At 56.8% G+C, this 20916-nt stretch carries 17 protein-coding genes; 5 read left to right on the top strand and 12 right to left on the bottom strand.

Annotated elements, in window-relative coordinates:
- Nucleotides 1-1804 (bottom strand): phosphoenolpyruvate synthase (gene ppsA, locus B4U49_RS05945; protein ID WP_078083658.1); only part of this gene is annotated, 1804 nt, incomplete at its 3' end.
- A gap of 293 nt (nt 1805-2097) precedes the next feature.
- On the opposite strand from ppsA, the gene ppsR reads away from it, so the two are divergent.
- The 3 genes from ppsR to B4U49_RS05930 all read left to right on the top strand — a co-directional run bounded on the left by ppsR (nt 2098) and on the right by B4U49_RS05930 (nt 4854).
- Nucleotides 2098-2961 (top strand): posphoenolpyruvate synthetase regulatory kinase/phosphorylase PpsR, encoded by an 864-nt coding sequence (ppsR, locus tag B4U49_RS05940; protein ID WP_078083657.1) that lies wholly within the window; start codon nt 2098-2100, stop codon nt 2959-2961.
- Nucleotides 2962-3097: 136 nt separating this feature from the next.
- Complete coding sequence (pabB, locus tag B4U49_RS05935) at nt 3098-4429, top strand: aminodeoxychorismate synthase component I (RefSeq protein ID WP_239692489.1); 1332 nt, start codon at nt 3098-3100, stop codon at nt 4427-4429.
- Between the two features lie 149 nt (nt 4430-4578).
- The gene (locus tag B4U49_RS05930; RefSeq protein ID WP_078083655.1) at nt 4579-4854 is read left to right on the top strand and encodes a hypothetical protein; all 276 of its coding nucleotides are present in this window, start codon (nt 4579-4581) and stop codon (nt 4852-4854) included.
- Between the two features lie 97 nt (nt 4855-4951).
- Here the strand turns inward: B4U49_RS05930 and cysB are convergent, their stop codons facing one another.
- The 5 genes from cysB to B4U49_RS05905 all read right to left on the bottom strand — a co-directional run bounded on the left by cysB (nt 4952) and on the right by B4U49_RS05905 (nt 11743).
- On the bottom strand, nt 4952-5926 hold the full coding sequence (gene cysB / locus B4U49_RS05925) for an HTH-type transcriptional regulator CysB (protein WP_078083654.1): 975 nt from the start codon (nt 5924-5926) through the stop codon (nt 4952-4954).
- Nucleotides 5927-6181: 255 nt separating this feature from the next.
- Nucleotides 6182-7105, bottom strand: a complete 924-nt coding sequence (locus tag B4U49_RS05920) for a 5'-nucleotidase (RefSeq protein WP_078083653.1) — start codon at nt 7103-7105, stop codon at nt 6182-6184.
- A gap of 14 nt (nt 7106-7119) precedes the next feature.
- The gene (locus tag B4U49_RS05915) at nt 7120-7800 is read right to left on the bottom strand and encodes a TetR/AcrR family transcriptional regulator (RefSeq protein WP_078083652.1); all 681 of its coding nucleotides are present in this window, start codon (nt 7798-7800) and stop codon (nt 7120-7122) included.
- A 140-nt stretch (nt 7801-7940) separates the two neighbouring features.
- Nucleotides 7941-10313, bottom strand: a complete 2373-nt coding sequence (locus B4U49_RS05910) for a TonB-dependent receptor (RefSeq protein WP_158078563.1) — start codon at nt 10311-10313, stop codon at nt 7941-7943.
- A 122-nt stretch (nt 10314-10435) separates the two neighbouring features.
- Complete coding sequence (locus B4U49_RS05905) at nt 10436-11743, bottom strand: NAD(P)/FAD-dependent oxidoreductase (protein WP_078083650.1); 1308 nt, start codon at nt 11741-11743, stop codon at nt 10436-10438.
- A gap of 288 nt (nt 11744-12031) precedes the next feature.
- On the opposite strand from B4U49_RS05905, the gene B4U49_RS05900 reads away from it, so the two are divergent.
- Complete coding sequence (locus B4U49_RS05900; RefSeq protein ID WP_078083649.1) at nt 12032-13366, top strand: glutamine synthetase family protein; 1335 nt, start codon at nt 12032-12034, stop codon at nt 13364-13366.
- Between the two features lie 97 nt (nt 13367-13463).
- Here the strand turns inward: B4U49_RS05900 and B4U49_RS05895 are convergent, their stop codons facing one another.
- The 6 genes from B4U49_RS05895 to B4U49_RS05870 form a co-directional block, all read right to left on the bottom strand.
- Complete coding sequence (locus tag B4U49_RS05895) at nt 13464-15122, bottom strand: alanine/glycine:cation symporter family protein (RefSeq protein ID WP_078083660.1); 1659 nt, start codon at nt 15120-15122, stop codon at nt 13464-13466.
- 362 nt (nt 15123-15484) lie between these two features.
- Entirely contained in the window at nt 15485-16531 is a 1047-nt protein-coding gene (locus tag B4U49_RS05890) for a D-cysteine desulfhydrase family protein (RefSeq protein WP_078083648.1), read from the bottom strand.
- A gap of 148 nt (nt 16532-16679) precedes the next feature.
- A complete protein-coding gene (gene yajC / locus B4U49_RS05885) occupies nt 16680-17012 on the bottom strand; it encodes a preprotein translocase subunit YajC (protein ID WP_078083647.1) in 333 nt (110 codons plus the stop codon).
- Between the two features lie 132 nt (nt 17013-17144).
- Nucleotides 17145-17591 carry a helix-turn-helix domain-containing protein gene (locus B4U49_RS05880; protein WP_043316188.1) on the bottom strand — a complete coding sequence of 149 codons (447 nt, stop codon included), beginning with the start codon at nt 17589-17591 and terminating at the stop codon, nt 17145-17147.
- A gap of 411 nt (nt 17592-18002) precedes the next feature.
- Complete coding sequence (gene bcp / locus B4U49_RS05875; RefSeq protein ID WP_078083646.1) at nt 18003-18479, bottom strand: thioredoxin-dependent thiol peroxidase; 477 nt, start codon at nt 18477-18479, stop codon at nt 18003-18005.
- A 116-nt stretch (nt 18480-18595) separates the two neighbouring features.
- On the bottom strand, nt 18596-19132 hold the full coding sequence (locus tag B4U49_RS05870; protein WP_078083645.1) for a DUF2244 domain-containing protein: 537 nt from the start codon (nt 19130-19132) through the stop codon (nt 18596-18598).
- A 340-nt stretch (nt 19133-19472) separates the two neighbouring features.
- Between B4U49_RS05870 and asnS the strand changes: the two genes are divergently transcribed.
- On the top strand, nt 19473-20873 hold the full coding sequence (gene asnS / locus B4U49_RS05865) for an asparagine--tRNA ligase (RefSeq protein ID WP_143735553.1): 1401 nt from the start codon (nt 19473-19475) through the stop codon (nt 20871-20873).
- Nucleotides 20874-20916 lie beyond the last annotated feature (43 nt).

The raw sequence follows: 20916 nt of genomic DNA, 5'->3' as shown, positions 1-20916 counted from the left end.
AACCGAGCATCGGGTTTTCTTCGCTCGGCTCATACATCTGCCCACCGACCAGGTGCGCATACTCGTTGGACTTGAAGTCGGACAGACGAACGATGGCGCGATTCGGGGCAAACGCAGCGGCAAGGGTTGAAATCCCCTCCACCAATTTTTCCACGATAAAATCTTCCGGTGACTCGTAACCGCCGATGCGGTTGCGGATGTTCTTCTGCAGATCGAGCGGCAGGCGATCCAGCTCAAGCAACGCCTTCGGGTGAATGCCAATCATACGGTTGAGGATAAATTCCAGACGCGCCAGACCTACCCCCTGGTTGGGCAGGTTGCTGAACGCAAACGCGCGATCCGGGTTACCCACGTTAAGCATGATCTTGAACGGCAGTTCTGGCATGTCCTGAACTTCGGTCAGAGAGCGCTCGAAATCCAGTTCACCGGACATCACAAACCCGGTATCCCCTTCCGCACAGCTAACCGTCACGGGCGTACCGGTAGACAGCTTTTCGGTAGCGTCACCGCAGCCTACCACCGCTGGGATGCCCAGCTCGCGGGCGATAATTGCGGCATGGCAGGTACGCCCACCGCGATTGGTAACGATGGCACTGGCCTTTTTCAGCACCGGCTCCCAGTCCGGGTCGGTCATATCGGTAACCAGTACCTCACCGTCCTGCATCTTGGCCATGTCTTCAACTGAATCGAGCACACGCACCTTGCCCGCGCCAATACGCTGGCCGATTGCGCGTCCTTCGCACAGGATGTCACTGCGCTCGTGCAGCTTGTAGCGCTCAATACTGGTACCGGTGTCCCGGGAACGCACGGTTTCCGGCCGCGCCTGGACGATAAACAGCTTGCCGCTATCGCCGTCTTTGGCCCATTCGATATCCATGGGGCGCTGGTAGTGATCCTCGATCTTGCGCGCCTGATTGGCGAGCTCGGTAAGCTCTTCATCAGTTAGCGCAAAACGCAGGCGATCTTCTTCTGCCACCTGCACGGTCTTCACGGAGCGGCCGCACTCGCCACTCTCGTCATAGACCATCTTGATTGCCTTGCTACCGCGGTTGCGGCGCAAAATGGCCGGACGGCCCGCCTCGAGCGCGGGCTTGTAGAGATAAAATTCGTCCGGGTTTACCGCACCCTGCACCACGGTTTCACCGAGGCCATAGGCAGCCGTTACGAAAATCACGTCGCGGAAACCGCTCTCGGTATCGAGGGTAAACATTACCCCGGAGGCACCGGTTTCACTACGCACCATATGCTGGATGCCCGCAGACAGGGCAACCCCTACATCCGCATAACCGGTATGCACCCGGTAAGCGATGGCGCGGTCGTTGTAGAGGGAAGCAAACACTTCTTTAACCGCTTCCAGAACCGCGTCAATGCCGCGGATATTCAGGAAAGTTTCCTGCTGGCCCGCAAAGGAAGCGTCAGGGAGGTCTTCTGCCGTCGCAGAGGAACGCACTGCCACCGCCGTCTCGCCGCCGCCGAGTGCCTCGTAGCCAGCGCGGATTTCGGCCTCCAGCTGGCTGGGGAAAGGCGTGTCCAGCAGCCATTGGCGAATTTCCTCACCGGCAGCGGCCAGAGCGGCAACGTCTTCGACATCCAGACTCTTCAGGCGCTCTGCGATACGGGTGTCCAGCTGGGCACTGGACAGGAATTCACGAAATGCTTCCGCGGTGGTGGCAAAACCGCCAGGGACGCTGACGCCCGCGCCAGCGAGGGAGGAGATCATCTCTCCCAGTGACGCATTCTTGCCGCCGACCTTGTCGACGTCTGCCATACCCAGCTTCGCGAATTCGAGAGTGTAAGTGGTCAATGGGCTGCCCTCTGCAACTGCTGTTCAGGCGCCAGATTATAAGGAAGGGTTTTGTAAATAATACCCCGCAAAAACCTACAAAAAGACCCAATTCCTGTTGTAATTTTTCTACAGGACTTCACGCTTCGCGGCATTCAATTACGCTGAATCTAAAGCCCCGGAAAACGTCCGGTCAAAATACCGCGAAAAATGGCCGCACCAAGTGCTTATGCGCCAATCGTACTGCCAATGTTGCCGACGAATGGGATACCATTCGCGGCATCCATGTGCCTGTCAATGCAGAAAACGAGCCTATGAACGAATCGTCACAAAGCAATCCACCAGCGAACCCCGGAACACGAAAGCGCACCGCGTTTTTTATTTCTGATGGTACGGGTCTCACGGTAGAAGGCATCGGCCACAGCCTGCTCGCGCAATTTCGCGATCAGCAGGTAGAACAGGTAACCGTGCCCTATGTGGACTCCGATGCACGTGTAAACCAGGTTCTCCAGCGCATCGAGCGTGCGGCCGAGGAGTCAGGCCTGCAGCCGATTATCATCACCAGTATCGTGTCCGACCAGATTCGCAAGCAGCTACACCAGAGCTCGGCCCTGATGCTTGACGTGTTCGAAAGCTATCTCGCACCGCTGGCCAACCTGTTTGGCACAGACCCGGCGCGTACTGTAGGTGTATCCCACGGTATCGCCGACAATCGGCGCTACACGGCTCGTATCGATGCCGTACATTTCGCCATGGACAACGATGACGGACGTCGCACGCGGGAATTTGAAAGCGCCGATATCATACTGGTGGGGGTATCCCGCTCCGGTAAAACGCCGACGTGTCTATATCTGGCACTCCAATTCGGGTTGCGCGCTGCCAATTACCCGATCACCGAAGAGGATATGGATTCCACTGCGCTGCCCAAGATCCTGCGGCCATACCGGCACAAGCTGTTCGGCCTCACCATCGACCCGCGTCGGCTGATGAGTATTCGCCAGGAGCGCCGCGCCAATAGCCGCTACGCCTCACCCGAGCAGTGTGAATTCGAGGTTCGTCAGGTTGAGCAGATACTGCGCCGGGCCCAGATTCCGTCCCTGGACGCCACCGAGCTCTCGGTTGAAGAACTCGCCACCCGATTGATGTCCCAGGCCGGAATCGAGCGCAGAATCGACTAGATTTTCTTTAGGAGCGGGTTTTGGAGTAAAGTAGCGCCGCCCACAAGGCCGGCACTGCCTGCCGCCCGTCCGACGGCGCCTGGCAGCCTGATATGGAACCTGTGCGGGGAACCCGCCCGGAAGTTTGGTTGACGTTTTGCAAATACTCTCCCTGCCCTATTCTCCCAATACCGGGGCCGCTTTTACGGCTCTGGCTGACCTGCCCCACCCGGTTTGGCTCGACTCCGGGGCATCAGGCCCACGTGGCGGACGTTTCGACATCCTGAGCGCTGACCCGGTTAACACCCTCACATTATCGCCGTCAGATCCGGCGCCCTTTGGAGCGCTGGACGACCTGATGTGTGAGCTCGCGCCGCAGGATGTCGATCAGCAGCTGCCGTTCTGTGGCGGCGCCATCGGCTACGCGGGCTATGAACTGGGTAACAGCGGAAATTTCCTACCTGCCGATACGCGCGCGACCGCACTACCGGCAGGACACTTCGGTCTCTACACCTGGGCGCTGATTGTCGACCACCAGCTGCAGGCGACCCACCTGATCTTCCATCCCGCGTGCACCAACGTGCAGATGCGCGACCTGAAAGCACGCTTCACTGGCCTCGACTGGTCGCGCCCCGCGCGCGGAGAATCGTTCTCGCTGAGATCGACCTTCCGACACGAGTTCACTGCACAGGAATACCAGGCGCAAATCGAGAAAATCCTTGCCTATATAGGCGCGGGCGATATCTACCAGGCGAACTTCACCCAGCGCTTTGATGCGGACTTCGAGGGCTGCCCGCTCACTGCCTACCTTGCCCTGCGGGAAGTAGCCGCAGGCCCCTTTTCCGCCTACCTCTCGATACCACAGGGCGCGATCCTGAGCCTGTCTCCAGAGCGCTTTGTACTCGCCGACGGCAATTTCCTGCAGACTGAACCCATCAAGGGCACGGCTCCGCGCAGTGCTGACGAGATGCGGGATAAGGAGCTTGCCAGCGCACTGTGTGCGAGCCGCAAGGACCGGGCGGAGAACCTGATGATCGTGGATCTGTTGCGCAACGACTTTGGCAAGGTATGCCAGCGCGGCAGTGTGCGGGTTCCCTCACTGTTTGAACTGCAGAGTTTTGCCAACGTACATCATCTGGTCAGCACCATCACCGGCCAAATACCCGATGAGATGGAGTTTGCCGACGTACTCGCGGCCACCTTCCCCGGCGGCTCCATTACCGGAGCACCGAAACGACGCGCCATGCAGATTATCCGCGAGCTGGAACGCAGCCCCCGCGGCATCTACTGTGGAAGTATCGGCTACATCAGCAGCTGCGGTCGCGCCGACTCAAATATCGCCATCCGTACGCTGACCGCGAGTAATGGCAATATCAGCTGCGCTGCCGGCGGTGGCATCGTGGCGGACTCCATTCCCGAGGCGGAACACCGCGAGTGCCTGGACAAGGTACGATTGCTACTCGAAACCCTGGAAGCCCGCTTTTCCTGAGCCCCCCCAGTGGTTCGATTTCGGGTTATAAAGCTATCGCCCTTCGATATTTCCACCGCCATCCGGACTCTGCTAGATTTCGCGCCAATTCCCTTTCCAGATATTGCCCGGCACTGACCGCCGGGCTGCGAATCATAAGGCAGTGTCCCATGCGAATTACTCTGGTGAAAAAAGTGCTCGCCGACGGCTCCCTGTGCGCCAAGTGCAACGACGTTGAGCAGAAGCTCAAGGAAAACGACCAGGAAAAATTTCTCGATGAAATCCTGATCGCGGATGAGCGCGACCCGGAAAGCCCGGGTATGCAACTCGCGCAACGCCTGAACGTCCAGCGCGCGCCCTTCTTTGTGGTCGAAGAAGAAGGCAAGGATCCCGAGGTGTATACGGTGTACTTCAAGTTCGTGAAAGAAGTACTGAACAACCAGTAACGCCACCAGCATTCAAAGAACGCAAAAGCCCGGCAATTCAGCCGGGCTTTTGCGTTTTTACTGCCTGATTTCAAAGTCCAGAGGATTCGGCCATCAATCAATACACAGGCAGATCGATATGTGAGAAAAGCTCATCCACCTCAGCGCGCGATGACGCCTGGGCGGCCTGCTCTACCAGCTCACGCGTCAGGTGCGGCGCAAACTGTTGAATAAATTCGTACATGAATCCACGCAAGAAAATACCTTTGCGGAAACCGATTTTCGTCACACTGCTTTCAAACAGTTCGCTGGCGTCCAGCGCGACAAGATCGCTATCCTCGTCTTCCACCGCCGCCATATCGGCCACAATGCCAATACCGAGACCAAGGCGGACATAAGTCTTGATGACATCCGCATCCGCCGCGGTAAAGACAACCTTTGGCGAAAGCCCCTTCTCGAGGAAAGCCTCATCCAGCTTGGAACGCCCAGTAAAACCAAACACATAGGTAACAATCGGGTACTTGGCTACATCCTCCAGGGTCAGTTTGGGAAGCTGCGCAAGCTCGTGGCCCTTGGGCACCAAAATACAACGGTTCCAGCGATACACCGGCATCATCACCAGATCACTGAACAGCTCCAGCGCCTCGGTAGCAATTGCAAAATCGGCGGTGCCGTCCGCGGCCATTTCCGAAATCTGCATCGGCGTGCCCTGATGCATATGCAACGAGACTTCGGGATAGCGGGCGATAAAGCCTTTGATTACTGGAGGCAGCGCGTAACGCGCCTGGGTGTGAGTGGTGGCAATGGCAAGACTGCCGCGCTTGTCGTTGCTGAACTCCTGCGCCACCTGCTTGATGTTTTCCACCTTGCGCATAATCTCGCCGGCGGTTTTCAGGATGGCCTCCCCGGCTGGTGTCACCCGGGTAAGGTGCTTGCCACTACGGGCAAAAATCTCGACACCGAGTTCATCCTCGAGCAAGCGAATCTGCTTACTGATACCCGGCTGTGAGGTAAACAGACTCTGGGCCGTGGCTGAAACATTGAGGTCGTGATGCGCCACTTCCCAGATATAACGCAACTGCTGCAGCTTCATAGCCTCTCCCTGTCGACAGCTGGCAGCCCGTGCCATGTTCCGGCAACGCTCAGTTTTACGCCAGCCAACGGTTATAAAAACTTAGTGACTTTATGCTGGAAAAGAATAGCAGGCAAAAGCCCACCGAGCCAACTACGGGCTATATCAACCTTCAATAAATGGATAAAAAGTTACTAAAAGTGACTTCGCGCGGGAGAGTTCAGGGGCAAGATTCGACTTGTGGCGGAAAAATTCTCACCAGTGATCCCCCCCGACCTATTCCTCGACGTTGGCAATACCGTGCGGGACATGCCCCGTGGCTACATGCGCAGCAGCAGAGGCACAGTGATTAGGCTGATCGTCAAAAAATACATCGGCGCCAAATGCGCGCAAAAACTCGCCTTTGGGCAGGCCGCCGAGAAAAATGGATTCGTCGATACGGATATTCCACGCACGCAGGGTACGGATTACCCGCTCGTGGGCTGGGGCCGAGCGCGCGGTAACCAGCGCGGTGCGTATTGGACAGGTTTCCGCGCGGAATTCCGCCTGCAGCTGTTGCAGGGCTTCGAGAAAACCCTTGAACGGGCCGCCCTGTAGCGGCTGCCGGGCAGATGCACGCTCGGCAGTGGTAAACGCAGCCAGGCCTTCGCGCTTGAAGATCTGCTCTGCCTCATCGGAGAAAAGTACCGCATCCCCGTCAAACGCAAAACGCAACACTTCATCGCCTCGTTCGCGCGCGCCACCGGGTATCAGGGTGGCTGCCGCCACGCCCTGCTCCAATGCGCGACGCACATCGCTGCCATCGGTCGACAGGAACAGATGACAACCAAACGGAGCGATATAGCGATACGGGCTGCCGCCATTGCAGAAAGCGGCACGGCTGATTTTCAACCCGTAGTGTTCGATGGAGTTGAACACCCGCAGACCGGTGTCGGCACTGTTGCGGGACAGCAGGATCACTTCGACCCGGGGCTCCCCGGGCAGTCGCTCATTGATCTGCAGAAACTTCTCTACCAGCGAAAAAGCCTCACCTTTCGGTAATACATCGTTTTCCCGCTCCACCTGATAGGCGGAAAACGCTGCGACCCCCTGCTCTTCGTAGATCTGGTGGCTCTCACGCAGGTCGAACAGTGCCCGCGAGGAAATCGCGATAATAAGCTTGTTGCTGCCCGAAGCAGTGACTTGCGGATTGCTACTCATGAGTATTCAGAAAATCAGGGGCCCTCGATATCGTCGAGGCCGGAGGGTTTTTCATCGTTGCGGTGTGGCTCGAGCAACACCATCAACATATTCAACAGGTCCGCGCGGGTCCGATCAGAGCGCACGCCTTGCTGATTGACAATCACCAGCATCATGGCGTGACACGTTTCCAGGGTGGCGCGCGCCAGGCGATTGGTTTCATTGACCGGACAGGTAAAGCCAAGGCGCCGGAACATATCCATCAGATGGCTGATTACCAGCTCATCGTGGCGTTCGTCCAGCTCATGCAGTTCGGGGATCCCCCACATGGCCTGCACCAGCGGCAGCAGACCGCGCTGCTCACGGTAAACCGACACCCACCTTTCCAGCAGGTCGTCGAGAAATTCCTTGAGGCTCAACTGCTCCAGCTCACTCGCGGCAAGCTCGTCGAGGCGCTCGGTCAGGCTCGCCAGCCACTGCTCACCCATTGCGTAAAGGATGGCGTGCTTGTTGGGGAAATAGTGATATACAGAACCTACCGAGACACCCAGTTCCTTGGCAATCAGAATGGTGGTGAGGTCGTTGAGCCCCACCTGCTCCAGCAGTCGGCCGGTGGTATCCAGTATCTGGCGGGCCCTTTCCCGGGCGCGGGCCTGGACCGGCTCCCGACGCGGCGACAACTGATTTTTACGGCGATTCTGTTCTGCAGTCGACACTTCGTAATCCTTTTCACTGAAGTGCCATTTTTATCACAAATGCGCCGCCCACTCATTAACAAAAAAAGCCGACTCTGGGAGCCGGCTTTTTCCGAGTTTACCCGGTGAAGGGCAGACTTCAATGATTCAACGAGCGTGAATCAGAAGCGGTAGTCGAGGCTGACACCCGCTACGCGACCGCGCGACGGGTCAGTCTGGGTAGCCGGCAGGTTGTAGTCCGCTTCGGCGTAGCCCCAGTGGTAGAACTCCTCCCCGGTCAGGTTTTCCACGTAGACACCAGCAGTCCAGCTTTCACTCGGCGCGGTGATGGAAGCCCGCAGGTTCACGACACCACGGCTGTCGAGCTTCACCTCTTCGGTGTTATCCAGATCGGAGAACTGCTCACCGGTGTAAGTATATTCACCGGACAGCGCCAGGGAACCGAAACCTACATCGGTGGTGTAGGTCAAGATGGTGGCAGAAGAAAACGCCGGCGAGAACGCCATCTCGTTGCCATCACAACCTTCGCACAGCTCTTCCGGCGCACCAGAGAATTCGGTGTTCAGCCAGGCCATCCCCATATACAGGTCGAGGTTGTCGGTGATCAACCAACGGGCGTCCACTTCCAGGCCCTGGCCTTCACTTTCACCCACATTGCGGGTAACCGCGGCGGCGCCAATGAAGAATGCCTGCTGCAAGTCGTCGTAGCTGTACTGGAACGCAGCGGCGTTCAGGTGCAGACGGTTGTCCAACAAGCGCGCCTTCACACCCAGTTCGTAAGACAGCACCTGCTCCTCGTCGAACTGGTTCGGCTCACCGTTGCTGCTGTCGACGGTCCACTCGTAATCTTCCAGCCAGGTATCTTCGTCTTCCGCGAACGCGGGATCAGTCACGCGGTAAGAGAGGTAGTCGAAACCACCGGACTTGTAGCCCGTGGCGACGCTCGCGTATGCAGTTACCGCATCGGAGAAGTCGTGGTTCAGGGTCGCGCGACCGGATACGTTGCTCCAGGTATTTTCACCGGTGATCGGGCCATCGGTGAACATCAGCTGGTAGTTCCAGCCACCGGTCCAGGTGTCCGGCCACGGAGAATCCACGGTGTATTTCTTGTGGTCTTCGGTGTAACGGATACCCAAGCCCAGACTGGTCTTCTCGCTCAGGTCGAAAGTGGTGTTCGCGAACACGCCCCAGCCGCTGTACTCGCCACTGGTGAAGGATTCTTCGACGGACATACCATCGCCGATCATTACACCACCGGGAATATCCATGCCCGCTGTAGGTGCGTATTCCCAGGGATCGCCACCGGTCCAGAACGCATCGTCCATATCATCCGGATAGGCCAGTGCCAGCTCGGCACAGGTCATGGAAGAATCGACATCCAACTCGTAGTCCACTTCCATGGCGCCGGCACAGATGTAGTCCTCGGCGTCGACACCAGCGAAGTAAGCATCCAGGTCCTCCTGGTAATAGCTGGCACCCAGTACCCAGTTGAAGGGACCGGCATTATCAGAAGTCAGGCGGAATTCCTGACTGAAGAAATCGCCGGACTGGTCGCGAACGAAGGTATCGATCGGCTTGTCGGTGCCATCGAAATCTTCAACGTAGGTGTAGTTGTGGGTTTTGTAGCCAGTAATGGAGCTAAGGGTGACACTTTCGAACTGACGCTCAACGGTCAGCACCATGTCGCCAATTTCCGACTGATCAATACCCTGCTGGTCGTTGTAGACCTCATCGTAGTCACCCTCGGTGCCCAGCGCGCGGTAGATGGTGCCGTCGCTAAAACGGTCTTCGTACTGCGCCATCAGGGTAACGGTGGTGTCTTCTATGCCTTCGTAGACAGCGGTAACACGCATCGCATCCGCTTCGCTGGCGCCGAGGTCGCGGCCACCGGCGAGATTCTTGACGTGGCCGTCCTGCTCCTGGTGCATACCGGCAATACGCAGGGCGAAATCTTCACTGACCGGCATATCTACCGCGCCTTCAAAGTCCAGGCGACCGTACTGCCCCGCGTTCACGGACATCTCGCCGCCAAACACTTCACCGGGCTTGCGGGTGGTCATGGAGATGGCGCCGGAGGCAGTGTTTCGACCGAACAGGGTACCCTGCGGACCTTTCACGACTTCTACGCGATCCAGGTCAAACATGCTCGGCGTGGCACCGGTGCGGCTCTGGTATACCCCGTCGAGGAAGATACCCAGCGCCGGATCACTGCCGGAACCAAAGCTGTTGTTGTTCACACCGCGTACCGATACGGAGTCGAAGTAGGAGTCGGTGGTTTCACCGGAAATGCCCGGAGTCAGGGCAAACAGGTCCTTGAAGTCCGACAGATTGGAATTCTTGATGGTGTCGCCAGTGAATGCACTGACGGACATCGGTACGTCTTTGAGCGACTCAGCGCGCATTTGCGCGGTGACGGTCACCTCTTCAATTTCAGGCGCGGCAATCGCACCGCCACTGACGGTCAATACTGCTGCACCAATAGTCGAAGCCAGTACATTTTTTCTGGCCACAAATGGCTGATTTGATAGCGTCATCGTTACTCCCCACGGGTTATTTTTATCGGGAGCCTGCCCATTCATTACCACTCAGGACGGACCCAGCGACTGAAGCGACCGGTCTGTTATCCCACAAACCGAACAATCATTCAACTTTCAATTCAACGGCCCAGCTTATCCTTCAAGCTGTAATAGAGCATTCCCGCTACCAGCCCTGGCCAACGCAGCAGTGTTCCCCCCGGGAAGCTACGCGTCGGAATGCGCGACAATATATCAAACCTTTCCTCGGTACCGGCAATCACTTCCGAGATGATTTTCCCGGCGAAGGTGGCGGTCGGAACCCCGTGCCCGGAGTAGCCCTGGCTGTAGTACACATTGGGTTCCAGGCGGCCGATGCTCGGCATCCTGTTGAGGGTGATCGCCAGCGTCCCCCCCCATCCGTAGTCGATGCGGGTATCGGCGAGCTGCGGGTAAACTTCCAGCATGTATTTGCGCACGAAAGCGCGAATATCCTGAGGGAAACGGGAGGTATAATTCTCCCCCCCGCCGAAAACCAACCGGTTGTCACCGGAGAGTTTCCAATAGTTGATCACAAACAGCGTGTCTTGAAGCGCGTAATCGTTCGCTATCAATTCCCGTGCCAGATCCTCGGGCAGCGGCTCCGTTGCCAACACAAAATTGTTGATCGGCATGATCCGACCGGCCATTCGCGGCTCCAGGTTACCCAGGTAGCCATTGCAGGCCAGCAACACATTGCCCGCACGCACACGCCCCTTCGCGGTGTTTACAACGCAAGGGCTGCCGCCGGTATAGCTGGTGACACGGCTGTACTCATAAAACTGCACGCCGGCCTTGGCAGCGGCAGCCGCGAGACCCAGCGCAAAATTGAGTGGATGGAGGTGTAGCGATCCCGAATCGATTTGTCCGCCGGAGTAGCGTTCGGAGCCAACCAGGGAGCGGACCTCCTCTTTGTCGGCATAGCGAATCTGGTCGTAGCCATAGCGTTCATTCAGCAGCTCGACTTCTTCTTTCAAACCCGCATCGTGACTGGGCTTGGCCGCCAGATGCATGATGCCCCGCTTGAGATCGCACTGGATGTCGTGCTTGTGGATCAGGCTTTCTACCAGCTGCACCGCCTCAAGCCCCATATCCCACAGGGATCTGGCAGTTTCCAGGCCGAGCATCTTTTCCAGGTCTTCCTGGCCCTTGCGCTGCCCCACGCCCACATGCCCCCCGTTGCGCCCGGATGCCCCCCAACCGACCCGCTCTGCTTCCAGCACCACTACTTTGTAGCCCTGCTCAGCGAGGTGCAGCGCAGAGGACAAGCCGGTGTAGCCTGCACCAATAACGCACACGTCCGCCTCGACCTCACCTTCGAGCGCACCATATGTGGGCGTCGGATTGGCGCTAGCAGCATAATATGAGTCGGTATGGCCAAGTAACTTGGTTACTGTTCCGTTCACAGCCATGAAAAATCTCCGATACAAACAAATGGGCAACGGCGTTCCCGATGGCCCACCGGGGGCCTGAAAAACGAAAACATAAAAACCGAAGCATTATTCAATATTTCTTGAATGATAATTCGGTTTTTTGCCATAATCAAAGCCCACGTGCCGAAAGACCCTCTGGTCCACGACACGTTCCCACCCTTCACTGCCAGTTTGAGTGGCGAAGGTGGGTTATATACTTGGGCCTGTAAGCGGGCCCACATGAACCCCGATTTTGGGGATAAAGGCCTTTAATCAACAAGGTGTACCATGGATAAGATTACCCAGTGGCTCGCAGAACACTCCATTTCCGAGGTCGAGTGCCTGGTACCGGACATGTCCGGAAATGCGCGGGGCAAATTTACCCCCACCGATAAATTCCTCACCGAAGACAGCCGCCTGCCGGAAAGTATTCTGGTGCAGACCGTCACCGGCGACTACGTTGATGAGCACAACGAACTGGTCGACCCGGCGGACACCGACATGCTCCTTGTGCCTGACCCGGACTCCATCCGCCTGAATCCCTGGGCCAATGAGCCCACGGCGCAGATTATCCACGACTGCTATACCCGGGACGGCCAGCCCCACCCTATCAGCACCCGCAATATCCTGAAGTTCGTGCTGGACAAATATGCCGAGCAAGGTTGGCAGCCAGTGGTTGCACCAGAAGTTGAATTCTATCTGGTAAAACGCAACCTCGATCCGGACGAAAAACTGTCCGCTCCGGTGGGACGCTCCGGACGCACGGAAAAGACCCGTCAGTCCTACAGCATCGATGCGGCCAACGAGTACGAGGCCATCATCGAGGACATGTACGACTTCTGTGAAGCGCAGGGCCTGGATGTAGATACCCTGATTCACGAGTCCGGCACCGCACAGATGGAAATCAACTTCCTGCACGGTGATCCGCTGAAACTTGCGGATCAGGTTTTCACTTTCAAACGCACGGTACGCGAGACCGCTCTGCGCCACGGCATTTACGCCACTTTCATGGCCAAACCGATGGAAGATGAGCCGGGTAGTGCGTTGCACCTGCACCAGAGCATCGTCGACGCGAAGACCGGCAAGAATATTTTCGTGGATGACGACGGTGTCGAAAACGAACGCTTCCGCCACTTTATCGGTGGAATGCAGAAGTACACTCCCGGCTTCATCACCTTCTTTGCCCCGAACGTGAATTCTTACCGTCGATTCACCCCGGAAATGGCGGCGCCAACCAGTCTGCACTGGGGCTATGACAACCGCACTACCGGGTTACGCGTACCAGACAGCTCCCCCCAGGCGAAGCGTCTTGAAAACCGTTTCCCGGGCGCGGACTGTAACCCGTATCTAGCCATCGCCACGTCCCTGGCCTGCGGCTACCTGGGCATGATGAACAAAGTCACACCCAGTGAACCCTACACTGGCGACTGCTCTTCAGAGCCCATTACCCTGCCGCGTACCCAGGAACACGCGCTGAGCCTGCTAGCGGAATGCCCCGAAGCGGTGGAAATGTTCGGCGATACGTTTGTCCGCGCGTGGGCGGCCATCAAGCGGGACGAGTACGAAGAGTTCAATCGGGTGATCAGCTCCTGGGAGCGGGAATACCTGCTGCTCAACGTCTGACATCTAGCCCACTATAAAAAAACCCGGCAATCGCCGGGTTTTTTTATGGGCGTATTCCCGGGCTTTTTGGCCCGGGTTACTCGCCAGTTAAACAAGATTACTTGTGACTCGGGTCCTTCCAGTAATCCTTGACCGTATCCTTCATCTCCCGTGCAAGCACGGAGATACCGAACAGGTTTGGCAGCGTCATTAACACGATGGCCACCGCGGACAGGTTCCAGATCACCGTGGTGTCCTCGATCGCGGCCCAGAAAAATGCCACAACATACACGAGGCGATAAGGCATCACCGCCTTGGGCCCGAACAGGTAGATCATGGAGCGATCACCGTAGTAGGACCAGGCAATCGCAGTAGAGAAGGCAAACAACAGGATCCCCAAGGTCACGATGTAACTGCCGTATTCCCCGAAGAACCCTTTCTGGAATGCGCGGTTGGTCAGTGCGACAGAATGCAACAGGGAGTTACCCCAAACATCCACATTCATGTTCACCAGGCGGCCGTCATTCACATTGAGCACGCCCGAGAAGTTGTCGTCCCCTACCCGGAATTCGACACCTTCCGCAACAGAGCGGGAGTTGATCACAGTGAATTCGTTTTTATTCAGGGCCTGGCCGTCGGCAACCACAATGGTCCCGGTATACGGACGCACATCGCTGTCCTGGCCACTCAGGAAACCGAAAAGCTGATGTACATGGGCTTCGTCCTTATCGGTATAAGCACCAGCAACCACCCGCATATCCGCGCGCTCAAACCGGTTCATATGTTTCTCGGTCCACACGCCGGAAGACAGGATCACCAGGCCCGTCAGGGTACAGATGATCAGGGTGTCGATAAATGGTTCAAGCAGGGAAACCATACCCTCGGATACGGGCTCATCCGCACGGGCCGCGGCGTGCGCAATCGGCGCAGAGCCTTGCCCCGCTTCGTTTGAGAAAAGCCCGCGGTTTACACCCCGGTTAAAGGCGTAGGCAAAGCTGGCACCGAGGAATCCACCCATGGCCGCACTGCCGTTGAATGCGCCAGAGAAGACCGCGGCAAAAGACGGGATGATGTTCTGGTAGTTATAGATGATGACCGCCAGTGCACCGATGATGTACAGCGCCGCCATAACCGGAACGATGGTGGAAGTTACCTTGGCGATACGGGTGATACCGCCGATGATCACCATGCCCAGCAGTATTGCCAGTACCCCGCCGGTTACCATCTTGCTGAGGCCAAAGGTGTCGTACATGGCCTGGGCAATATTGTTCACCTGAGGAAGACTGCCGGTGCCGAAGGAACTGATCACAGTCGCAATCGCGAAGATCACCGCAAGCCACTTCATGTTCAGGCGGCGCTCCATGTAGAACATGGGGCCACCCGCATAATAACCATCGGCAGCTTTAATACGGTACTTGTGGGACAGGGTGACTTCAACAAACTTGGTTGTCATCCCCAGAAATGCGGTCACCCACATCCAGAACAGTGCGGCCGGGCCACCGAGGAAGATGGCGAGACCAACACCGCCGATATTACCAGTACCTACGGTACCCGACAGCGCAGTAGACAGCGCCTGGAAGTGAGAAGTATCACCGGGATCACCGGGCTTGTCGTACTTACCACGAACAATCTTGATCGCGTGGCCAAAGTAGCGGATTTGCGGAAACCCCAGATACAGGGTGAAGAAAAAGCCTACCGCCAACAGTACATAAGGGAACCAAAACGCGGACCCCAGAAAACCGTCCAGCGTTAACAACAATTGATTGAATGATTCCAAACCAACCCCCACAACATTATATTTTTGATTAATTTTCCACCAGCCTGCCTGCAATATCACCGCGCTCGGGCACAACAACAACCGGGCAACGCCGACAAATCTGAATTACCCTTCCTCGCTGGTAGCACAGAGAAAAGTTCCGGGTAATTCAGCGCACGGCAGATTAGCAGCTTCATTCTGGAGAGAACAGTAATCCGCCAATCATCAGCAGCATAGTCCTTATTTCTGCCAAGATTTAAACAATTCTCTAATTTTTTTGCTAAAACAGGCAATTCTGTCGCAAATCTTTTCGCTCACTTCCTGTGCAGACCGGCGGAACAGAAACATTTTCCTCTCCCGCGCGTCCAGATTACCGTAGAGATCTAACAGCCCTTCTCTGCACTTGCCCAGCTACTGCGGAAACCTGTGCGCTGCGGGAAAACCCCAAACTGCCCACCGGTATGGACGAACACCAGATTTTCACAGTCCGTGTAGCGTCCAGCTTTTATATCCTGCAGCATGCCGTGAAACGCTTTTCCGGTGTACACCGGGTCCAGCAAAATCCCTTCCAGCTGCGCGGCCAGCGCAATGGTCTGGTAAATTTCCTCTGTCGCAATGGCGTAACCAGGCCCAATGTAGTCATCGATCACGTCGATCCTGGCCGGATCCAGCCGGTGTGATTGCCGATAGCGCCGCGCCCAGTCTTCCGCATCTTCGCTTACTTTGTTTACAAAATAAGCGGCATCATCACAGACCGCATAGCCGGTCACCTGCACACCCGGTTCAAACAATTGCGCCCCCAGCGTTAATCCTGCCTGGGTACCGCCGCTACCACTGGCACAAATCAGCCGATCGGGCGTGAACCCTTCACGCCGACAATCTTCCAGCAGTTCCTCAGCGCCCAGGATGTAACCCCAGATACCGAGACCATCACTACCGCCGGTGGGAATACACAGCGCCCGATCTCCCTGCTTCTCGTACTCCTGCGCCCAATACTCGAACAGGCCCGGTAAATCCTCCAGGTATTCCCGCAAGGGATACCGGGATACCTCCGCGCCAGCGAGATAATCCACCAGCAGATTGCCATCCGGTACCGCGTCGTCATCGTGCGCGTCTGCACCCTGGCGCAAAATCAAATGCGCCTTGAGCCCACACTTGGCGGCAGCCAAGGCAGTTGCGCGGCAGTGATTGGACTGCTCTCCGCCACAGGTAATCAGTGTATTGCAGCCTCTGGCCTGGGCCTCGGCAATGATGAACTCAAGCTTGCGCAGCTTGTTGCCCGACATGGCACTCTCGGTGAGGTCGTCCCGCTTAATCCAGATTTTCGGGCCGCCGTAAGGCGCCGAGAAATTCTCACTGATCCTTTTAAGTGGCTGCAGCGGTGTCGGCAGGTTGGCCAGGCGCTCTCGCGCCGGATATTCGATGTTCACTCTCTCCCCTCCCTATTCCTGAGACGGCATCGGGTAACTACATTAGCAGGATAAAAAATATGAGGCATAAAAAAACCCGGTATATACCGGGTTTCTTTATCTGTTATTGGTGGCCGCCAAAGAAATGTTCACCGGCAACCGACCAGGCTCAGATATTCTTGATGGTGCCTTTGGGCAGCACCGCATGCACCGCAACCTTCTGGAACTTGAGCTTCATGTTGTCAGCCACTTCCAGAATCAGGTAATCATCATCCACTTTTTCTACACGTCCCAGCATACCGCTGGTCATTACCACTTCATCGCCCTTTTTCAGAGCGCCAACCAGATCCTGGTGCTCTTTCTGGCGCTTGCGCTGTGGGCGAATAATAAACAGCCACATGAACACGAACAGGCCGCCGAACATCAACAGGGTAATCAGTGGGTTGCCCTGAGGAGCCGGAGCTGCCTCTTGTGCCATTGCAGCAGGAATAAAGAAATCCATGGTCTAAACCTCGATAGAGTCAGTCGAAAAATCTGGGGCCAACTCTAACGGCTTTGACAAAATGAGGCAATCCAGAGCACCGGTGTTTACCGGGGCCCTGGACTACGTGATGCGAGGTTAATATCCGGAACGCTAGAAACGCTGGCGTACCTGTCTGCGATATCCTGTAGGAGACATTCCTGTCCAACGCTTGAAGGCGCTGGTGAAACTGGTCCGGTCGGAAAAATCCAGAATACGGGAAATGCCATCGACACTCAGCGCAGTATCCTTGAGGAAATGCACTGCGTGGCGGAAACGAACGTGATCGCGCAGAGAGGCAAAACTGAGATTGTGCTCCTGCAGACGACGCTGCAAGGTGCGGGTGGACATACTGAGGTCAGATGCCACCGGTCGAATGGCCAGAGATGCCTTTCCAATCCGTTGTTCCAGCACGTCGATGACTCGAGCGGCGATACCGAAGCTGGTTGCCTCCGGCGGCGCCAGCAACTGGTCAAGAATGTTCGGATCTCCGGACAGTCTTGCCTGCTGCAGGGGTTTGTCTTCTGAGAGCGAAGCTTGGTCTGGCTGAATATGGTTCATTGAGCTGCTCCTTGATGGGTTCCTTGAGCCGCGGTTATTGTTCTACGCCCGCTTCCTGCGAGTCCCTATTTACCACTGCCAGCTATTTTGCCGCTTTATGCGACCGCTGACTACTACCTGGGTGCGGGGCGCACCTGAAAACAGGCATCGAAGCCTACCCAGAGTGTTTCTTTTTTGTACAACTTCCTCGCACCACACCCAATCGCTCTGGGCCAGACGGTTGAGCGGCGCTCCTTTACACAAGCCAGTATAGACCATCTGGGGAGAATGCAAGGGACGACAGTAAATTTTTTTTAATTGCCGCACAAAAAGATACTGCCGCCATAAATCCAGTCGTTCCTCAGGGGACTTTCCTGTCACACGGACCGTCTAATAATGACGGTTTCCCCATGTGTCTCTGGCAAACGCGGGTCAGACCAGGTTTTCGTCAATCCAGGCCAGCACATCGTCGTGGTGGGTCTTGGTCTTGAACTTGTCCATCACGTGCTGCAGACGACCGGCCTTATCGATAATAAAGGTGGTGCGGATCAGCCCCATGTACTCCCGACCCATGAATTTCTTCAGGCCCCAGCAACCGTACTTGTCGGCAATCTTGTGATCTTCATCCGCCAACAGGTCGAAGTTGAGCTCGTGTTTCTCCATAAACTTGTGCAGCTTCGCCTCGGGATCGGGGCTCAGGCCCAGCACCACCGTGTCGCGGCTTTCAAACTCTGCAGCGCTGTCCCGGATACCGCAGGCTTGTGTAGTACAGCCGGGCGTCAGCGCTTTCGGATAGAAATACAGCACCACGTTTTTCTTATCCCGAAAGTCCTTGAGCGCTACCTTTTCACCATTCTGGTTTTTCAGTGTAAATACCGGTGCAAGGTTGCCGATCTTAGGATGCGCCATGGTCTCTCCCCTGGTGTCAAAGCGATAAAAAACAAACTATTAAAAAAGGGCCCGCAACTTGCGCAGCGGGCCCCGCGTATTATATCCAATAGAACCGCACCAGCGTCAGGTGCGCCTCAGAAGTCCTGCAGCGTAAAACTTTGCTCTTTGCGCGCACGCAATCCGCAGGTGCCGAGTTTTTCCACCAGCGCCGCCTTTTCCGCATCGGTCAGAAACTCCCCTACTTCCAGGCAGCCCTCCGGGCCACTGAAAGTAACCGATGCTGGCTCCGCGGGCGTAGACCCCATACGCACGAGTATCGCAAGGCTGTCACGCTCAAACTCCCTGTGGTACACCGGGCGCTTGAGGCTGCCGCGACTGGTATCGAGCATTACGCGATCATCACTGATACGGATCACTTCGCGGCGCGTGCCTTCCAGATATACATACCCGAACAGCACTGCGAGCAACAGCACCTCGAGCCCCGCGAAGGGAATCACCATCCAGGCACCCGCCAGCGCAAAGGCAACACTGATGCCGAGCGATACCGCCACCAGAGAAATGAAAACCCACAGATTCCCCGCCAGGGACAGGGACTGATTGGGCGCGAGGAGGATACAGGCCCGGCGCCCGCGCACGCCGCCGACTTCTTTGACCATGGGTACATCATCCATCACTGTGATGTTTTCAGTGTAGGACAGCGATTTTCCGAACCAAGGGTCACGCCGTCTGCGAAGCCAGCCCCTTGATGCCCCCGGGACACCCGAAGCCTGTGACCCATCAACTACAATCAGAACCGGACGGCGAACCCGCTGGTCACTCCCCCGCTGCGCGCAAGCTGTTTCCACTGCAGGGCTGGATTTTCGCGCAATCAGGGGGCAAGATGCCGGCGTTTATTGCCGAACGCGTCCACAAGCCGCGTACGACGAGCATAAATAGCCGCGTGAAAGCACCTGCCCCGTGACGGGCCAGCGGAAAGCGACACCAGCAAACGCGAACAACAAGAGCACCATCATGCAAGTTGAATCCATTGATACCCTCCTCAAATCCAGTCAGCGCGAGGGCGAAACGGCCCGAGTGCAGGGCTGGATCCGCACCCGCCGTGACTCCAAGGCGGGTTTGTCGTTCCTCGCCGTTCACGACGGCAGCTGTTTCGATCCGATCCAGGTTGTGGTGGAGTCATCCATTAACAACTACCAGTCCGAAGTCCTGCGACTGACCACCGGCTGCGCCGTGGATATCGAGGGCACTATCAAGCCTTCCGAGGGCAAGGGACAATCCATCGAGCTGCTCGCCAGCAGCGTCACCGTGGTTGGCTGGGTCGAAGACCCGGATACCTACCCGATGTCCCCTAAACGCCATTCCATGGAGCACCTGCGCGAGCACGCGCACCTGCGTCCACGCACCAATGTGAGCGGCGCCGTGGCACGGGTGCGCAACTGCATCGCCCAGGCCGTACACCGCTTTTTCCACGAACGCGGCTTCAACTACGTGCACACCCCGATCATCACTGCATCCGACTGTGAAGGTGCCGGTGAAATGTTCCGCGTCAGCACACTGGACCAGTCCAACCTCCCTATGACCGACAAGGGCGAAGTGGACTACTCCGAGGACTTCTTCGGTGAAGAGACCTTCCTCACCGTATCCGGTCAGCTGAACGTGGAAAGCTACTGTCTGGCGCTGTCCAAGGTGTATACCTTCGGCCCGACTTTCCGCGCTGAAAACTCCAATACCACCCGTCACCTGGCGGAGTTCTGGATGGTGGAACCGGAGATCGCCTTCGCCGACCTGGCAGACTGCGCCAACCTTGCGGAAGAAATGCTGAAATATGTATTCCGCGCGGTGCTGGAAGAGCGCCCGGACGATATGGCCTTCTTCGCCCAGCGCATCGACAAGGAAGCGATCAGCCGCCTGGAAAATATTATCGATAACGATTTTGCCCGCATCAATTACTGCGACGCCATCGAGATCCTGGAAAACTGCAAAGAAAAGTTCGAGTTCCCGGTATCCTGGGGTATCGACCTGGCCTCGGAGCACGAACGCTACCTGGCGGAGAAGCACTTCAAGAAGCCCGTCATCGTGCTCAACTACCCGAAAGACATCAAAGCGTTCTACATGCGCATGAACGACGACGGCAAAACCGTGGCGGCGATGGATGTACTCGCACCGGGTATTGGCGAAATCATTGGTGGCTCCCAGCGTGAAGAGCGTCTGGACAAGCTGGATGCGCGCATGGATGAAATGGATATCCCGAAAGAGCACCTCGACTGGTACCGTGACCTGCGCCGCTACGGCACCGTACCCCACGGTGGTTTCGGCCTCGGTTTTGACCGCATCGTGTCTTACGTAACCGGTATGGGCAACATCCGCGATGTCATCCCCTTCCCGCGTACACCGCGCAATGTGAAATTCTGATTCACAAACCCCCAGGCACAAAAAAACCCGCACCATGGTGCGG

Source organism: Microbulbifer mangrovi (assembly GCF_002009015.1).
Taxonomy (GTDB): Bacteria; Pseudomonadota; Gammaproteobacteria; order Pseudomonadales; family Cellvibrionaceae; genus Microbulbifer; species Microbulbifer mangrovi.
The sequence above is the reverse complement of the archived record's forward strand: the minus strand, read 5'-3'. Positions and strand labels throughout refer to the sequence as shown.

Bases quoted from the DNA above. Each gene is read 5' to 3' on its own strand.
- ppsR (WP_078083657.1), top strand. From the start codon at position 2,098: ATGAACGAATCGTCACAAAGCAATCCACCAGCGAACCCCGGAACACGA.
- B4U49_RS05930 (WP_078083655.1), top strand. From the start codon at position 4,579: ATGCGAATTACTCTGGTGAAAAAAGTGCTCGCCGACGGCTCCCTGTGC.
- cysB (WP_078083654.1), bottom strand. From the start codon at position 5,926: ATGAAGCTGCAGCAGTTGCGTTATATCTGGGAAGTGGCGCATCACGAC.
- B4U49_RS05920 (WP_078083653.1), bottom strand. From the start codon at position 7,105: ATGAGTAGCAATCCGCAAGTCACTGCTTCGGGCAGCAACAAGCTTATT.
- B4U49_RS05910 (WP_158078563.1), bottom strand. From the start codon at position 10,313: ATGACGCTATCAAATCAGCCATTTGTGGCCAGAAAAAATGTACTGGCT.
- B4U49_RS05905 (WP_078083650.1), bottom strand. From the start codon at position 11,743: ATGGCTGTGAACGGAACAGTAACCAAGTTACTTGGCCATACCGACTCA.
- B4U49_RS05900 (WP_078083649.1), top strand. From the start codon at position 12,032: ATGGATAAGATTACCCAGTGGCTCGCAGAACACTCCATTTCCGAGGTC.
- yajC (WP_078083647.1), bottom strand. From the start codon at position 17,012: ATGGATTTCTTTATTCCTGCTGCAATGGCACAAGAGGCAGCTCCGGCT.
- B4U49_RS05880 (WP_043316188.1), bottom strand. From the start codon at position 17,591: ATGAACCATATTCAGCCAGACCAAGCTTCGCTCTCAGAAGACAAACCC.
- bcp (WP_078083646.1), bottom strand. From the start codon at position 18,479: ATGGCGCATCCTAAGATCGGCAACCTTGCACCGGTATTTACACTGAAA.
- B4U49_RS05870 (WP_078083645.1), bottom strand. From the start codon at position 19,132: ATGGATGATGTACCCATGGTCAAAGAAGTCGGCGGCGTGCGCGGGCGC.
- asnS (WP_143735553.1), top strand. From the start codon at position 19,473: ATGCAAGTTGAATCCATTGATACCCTCCTCAAATCCAGTCAGCGCGAG.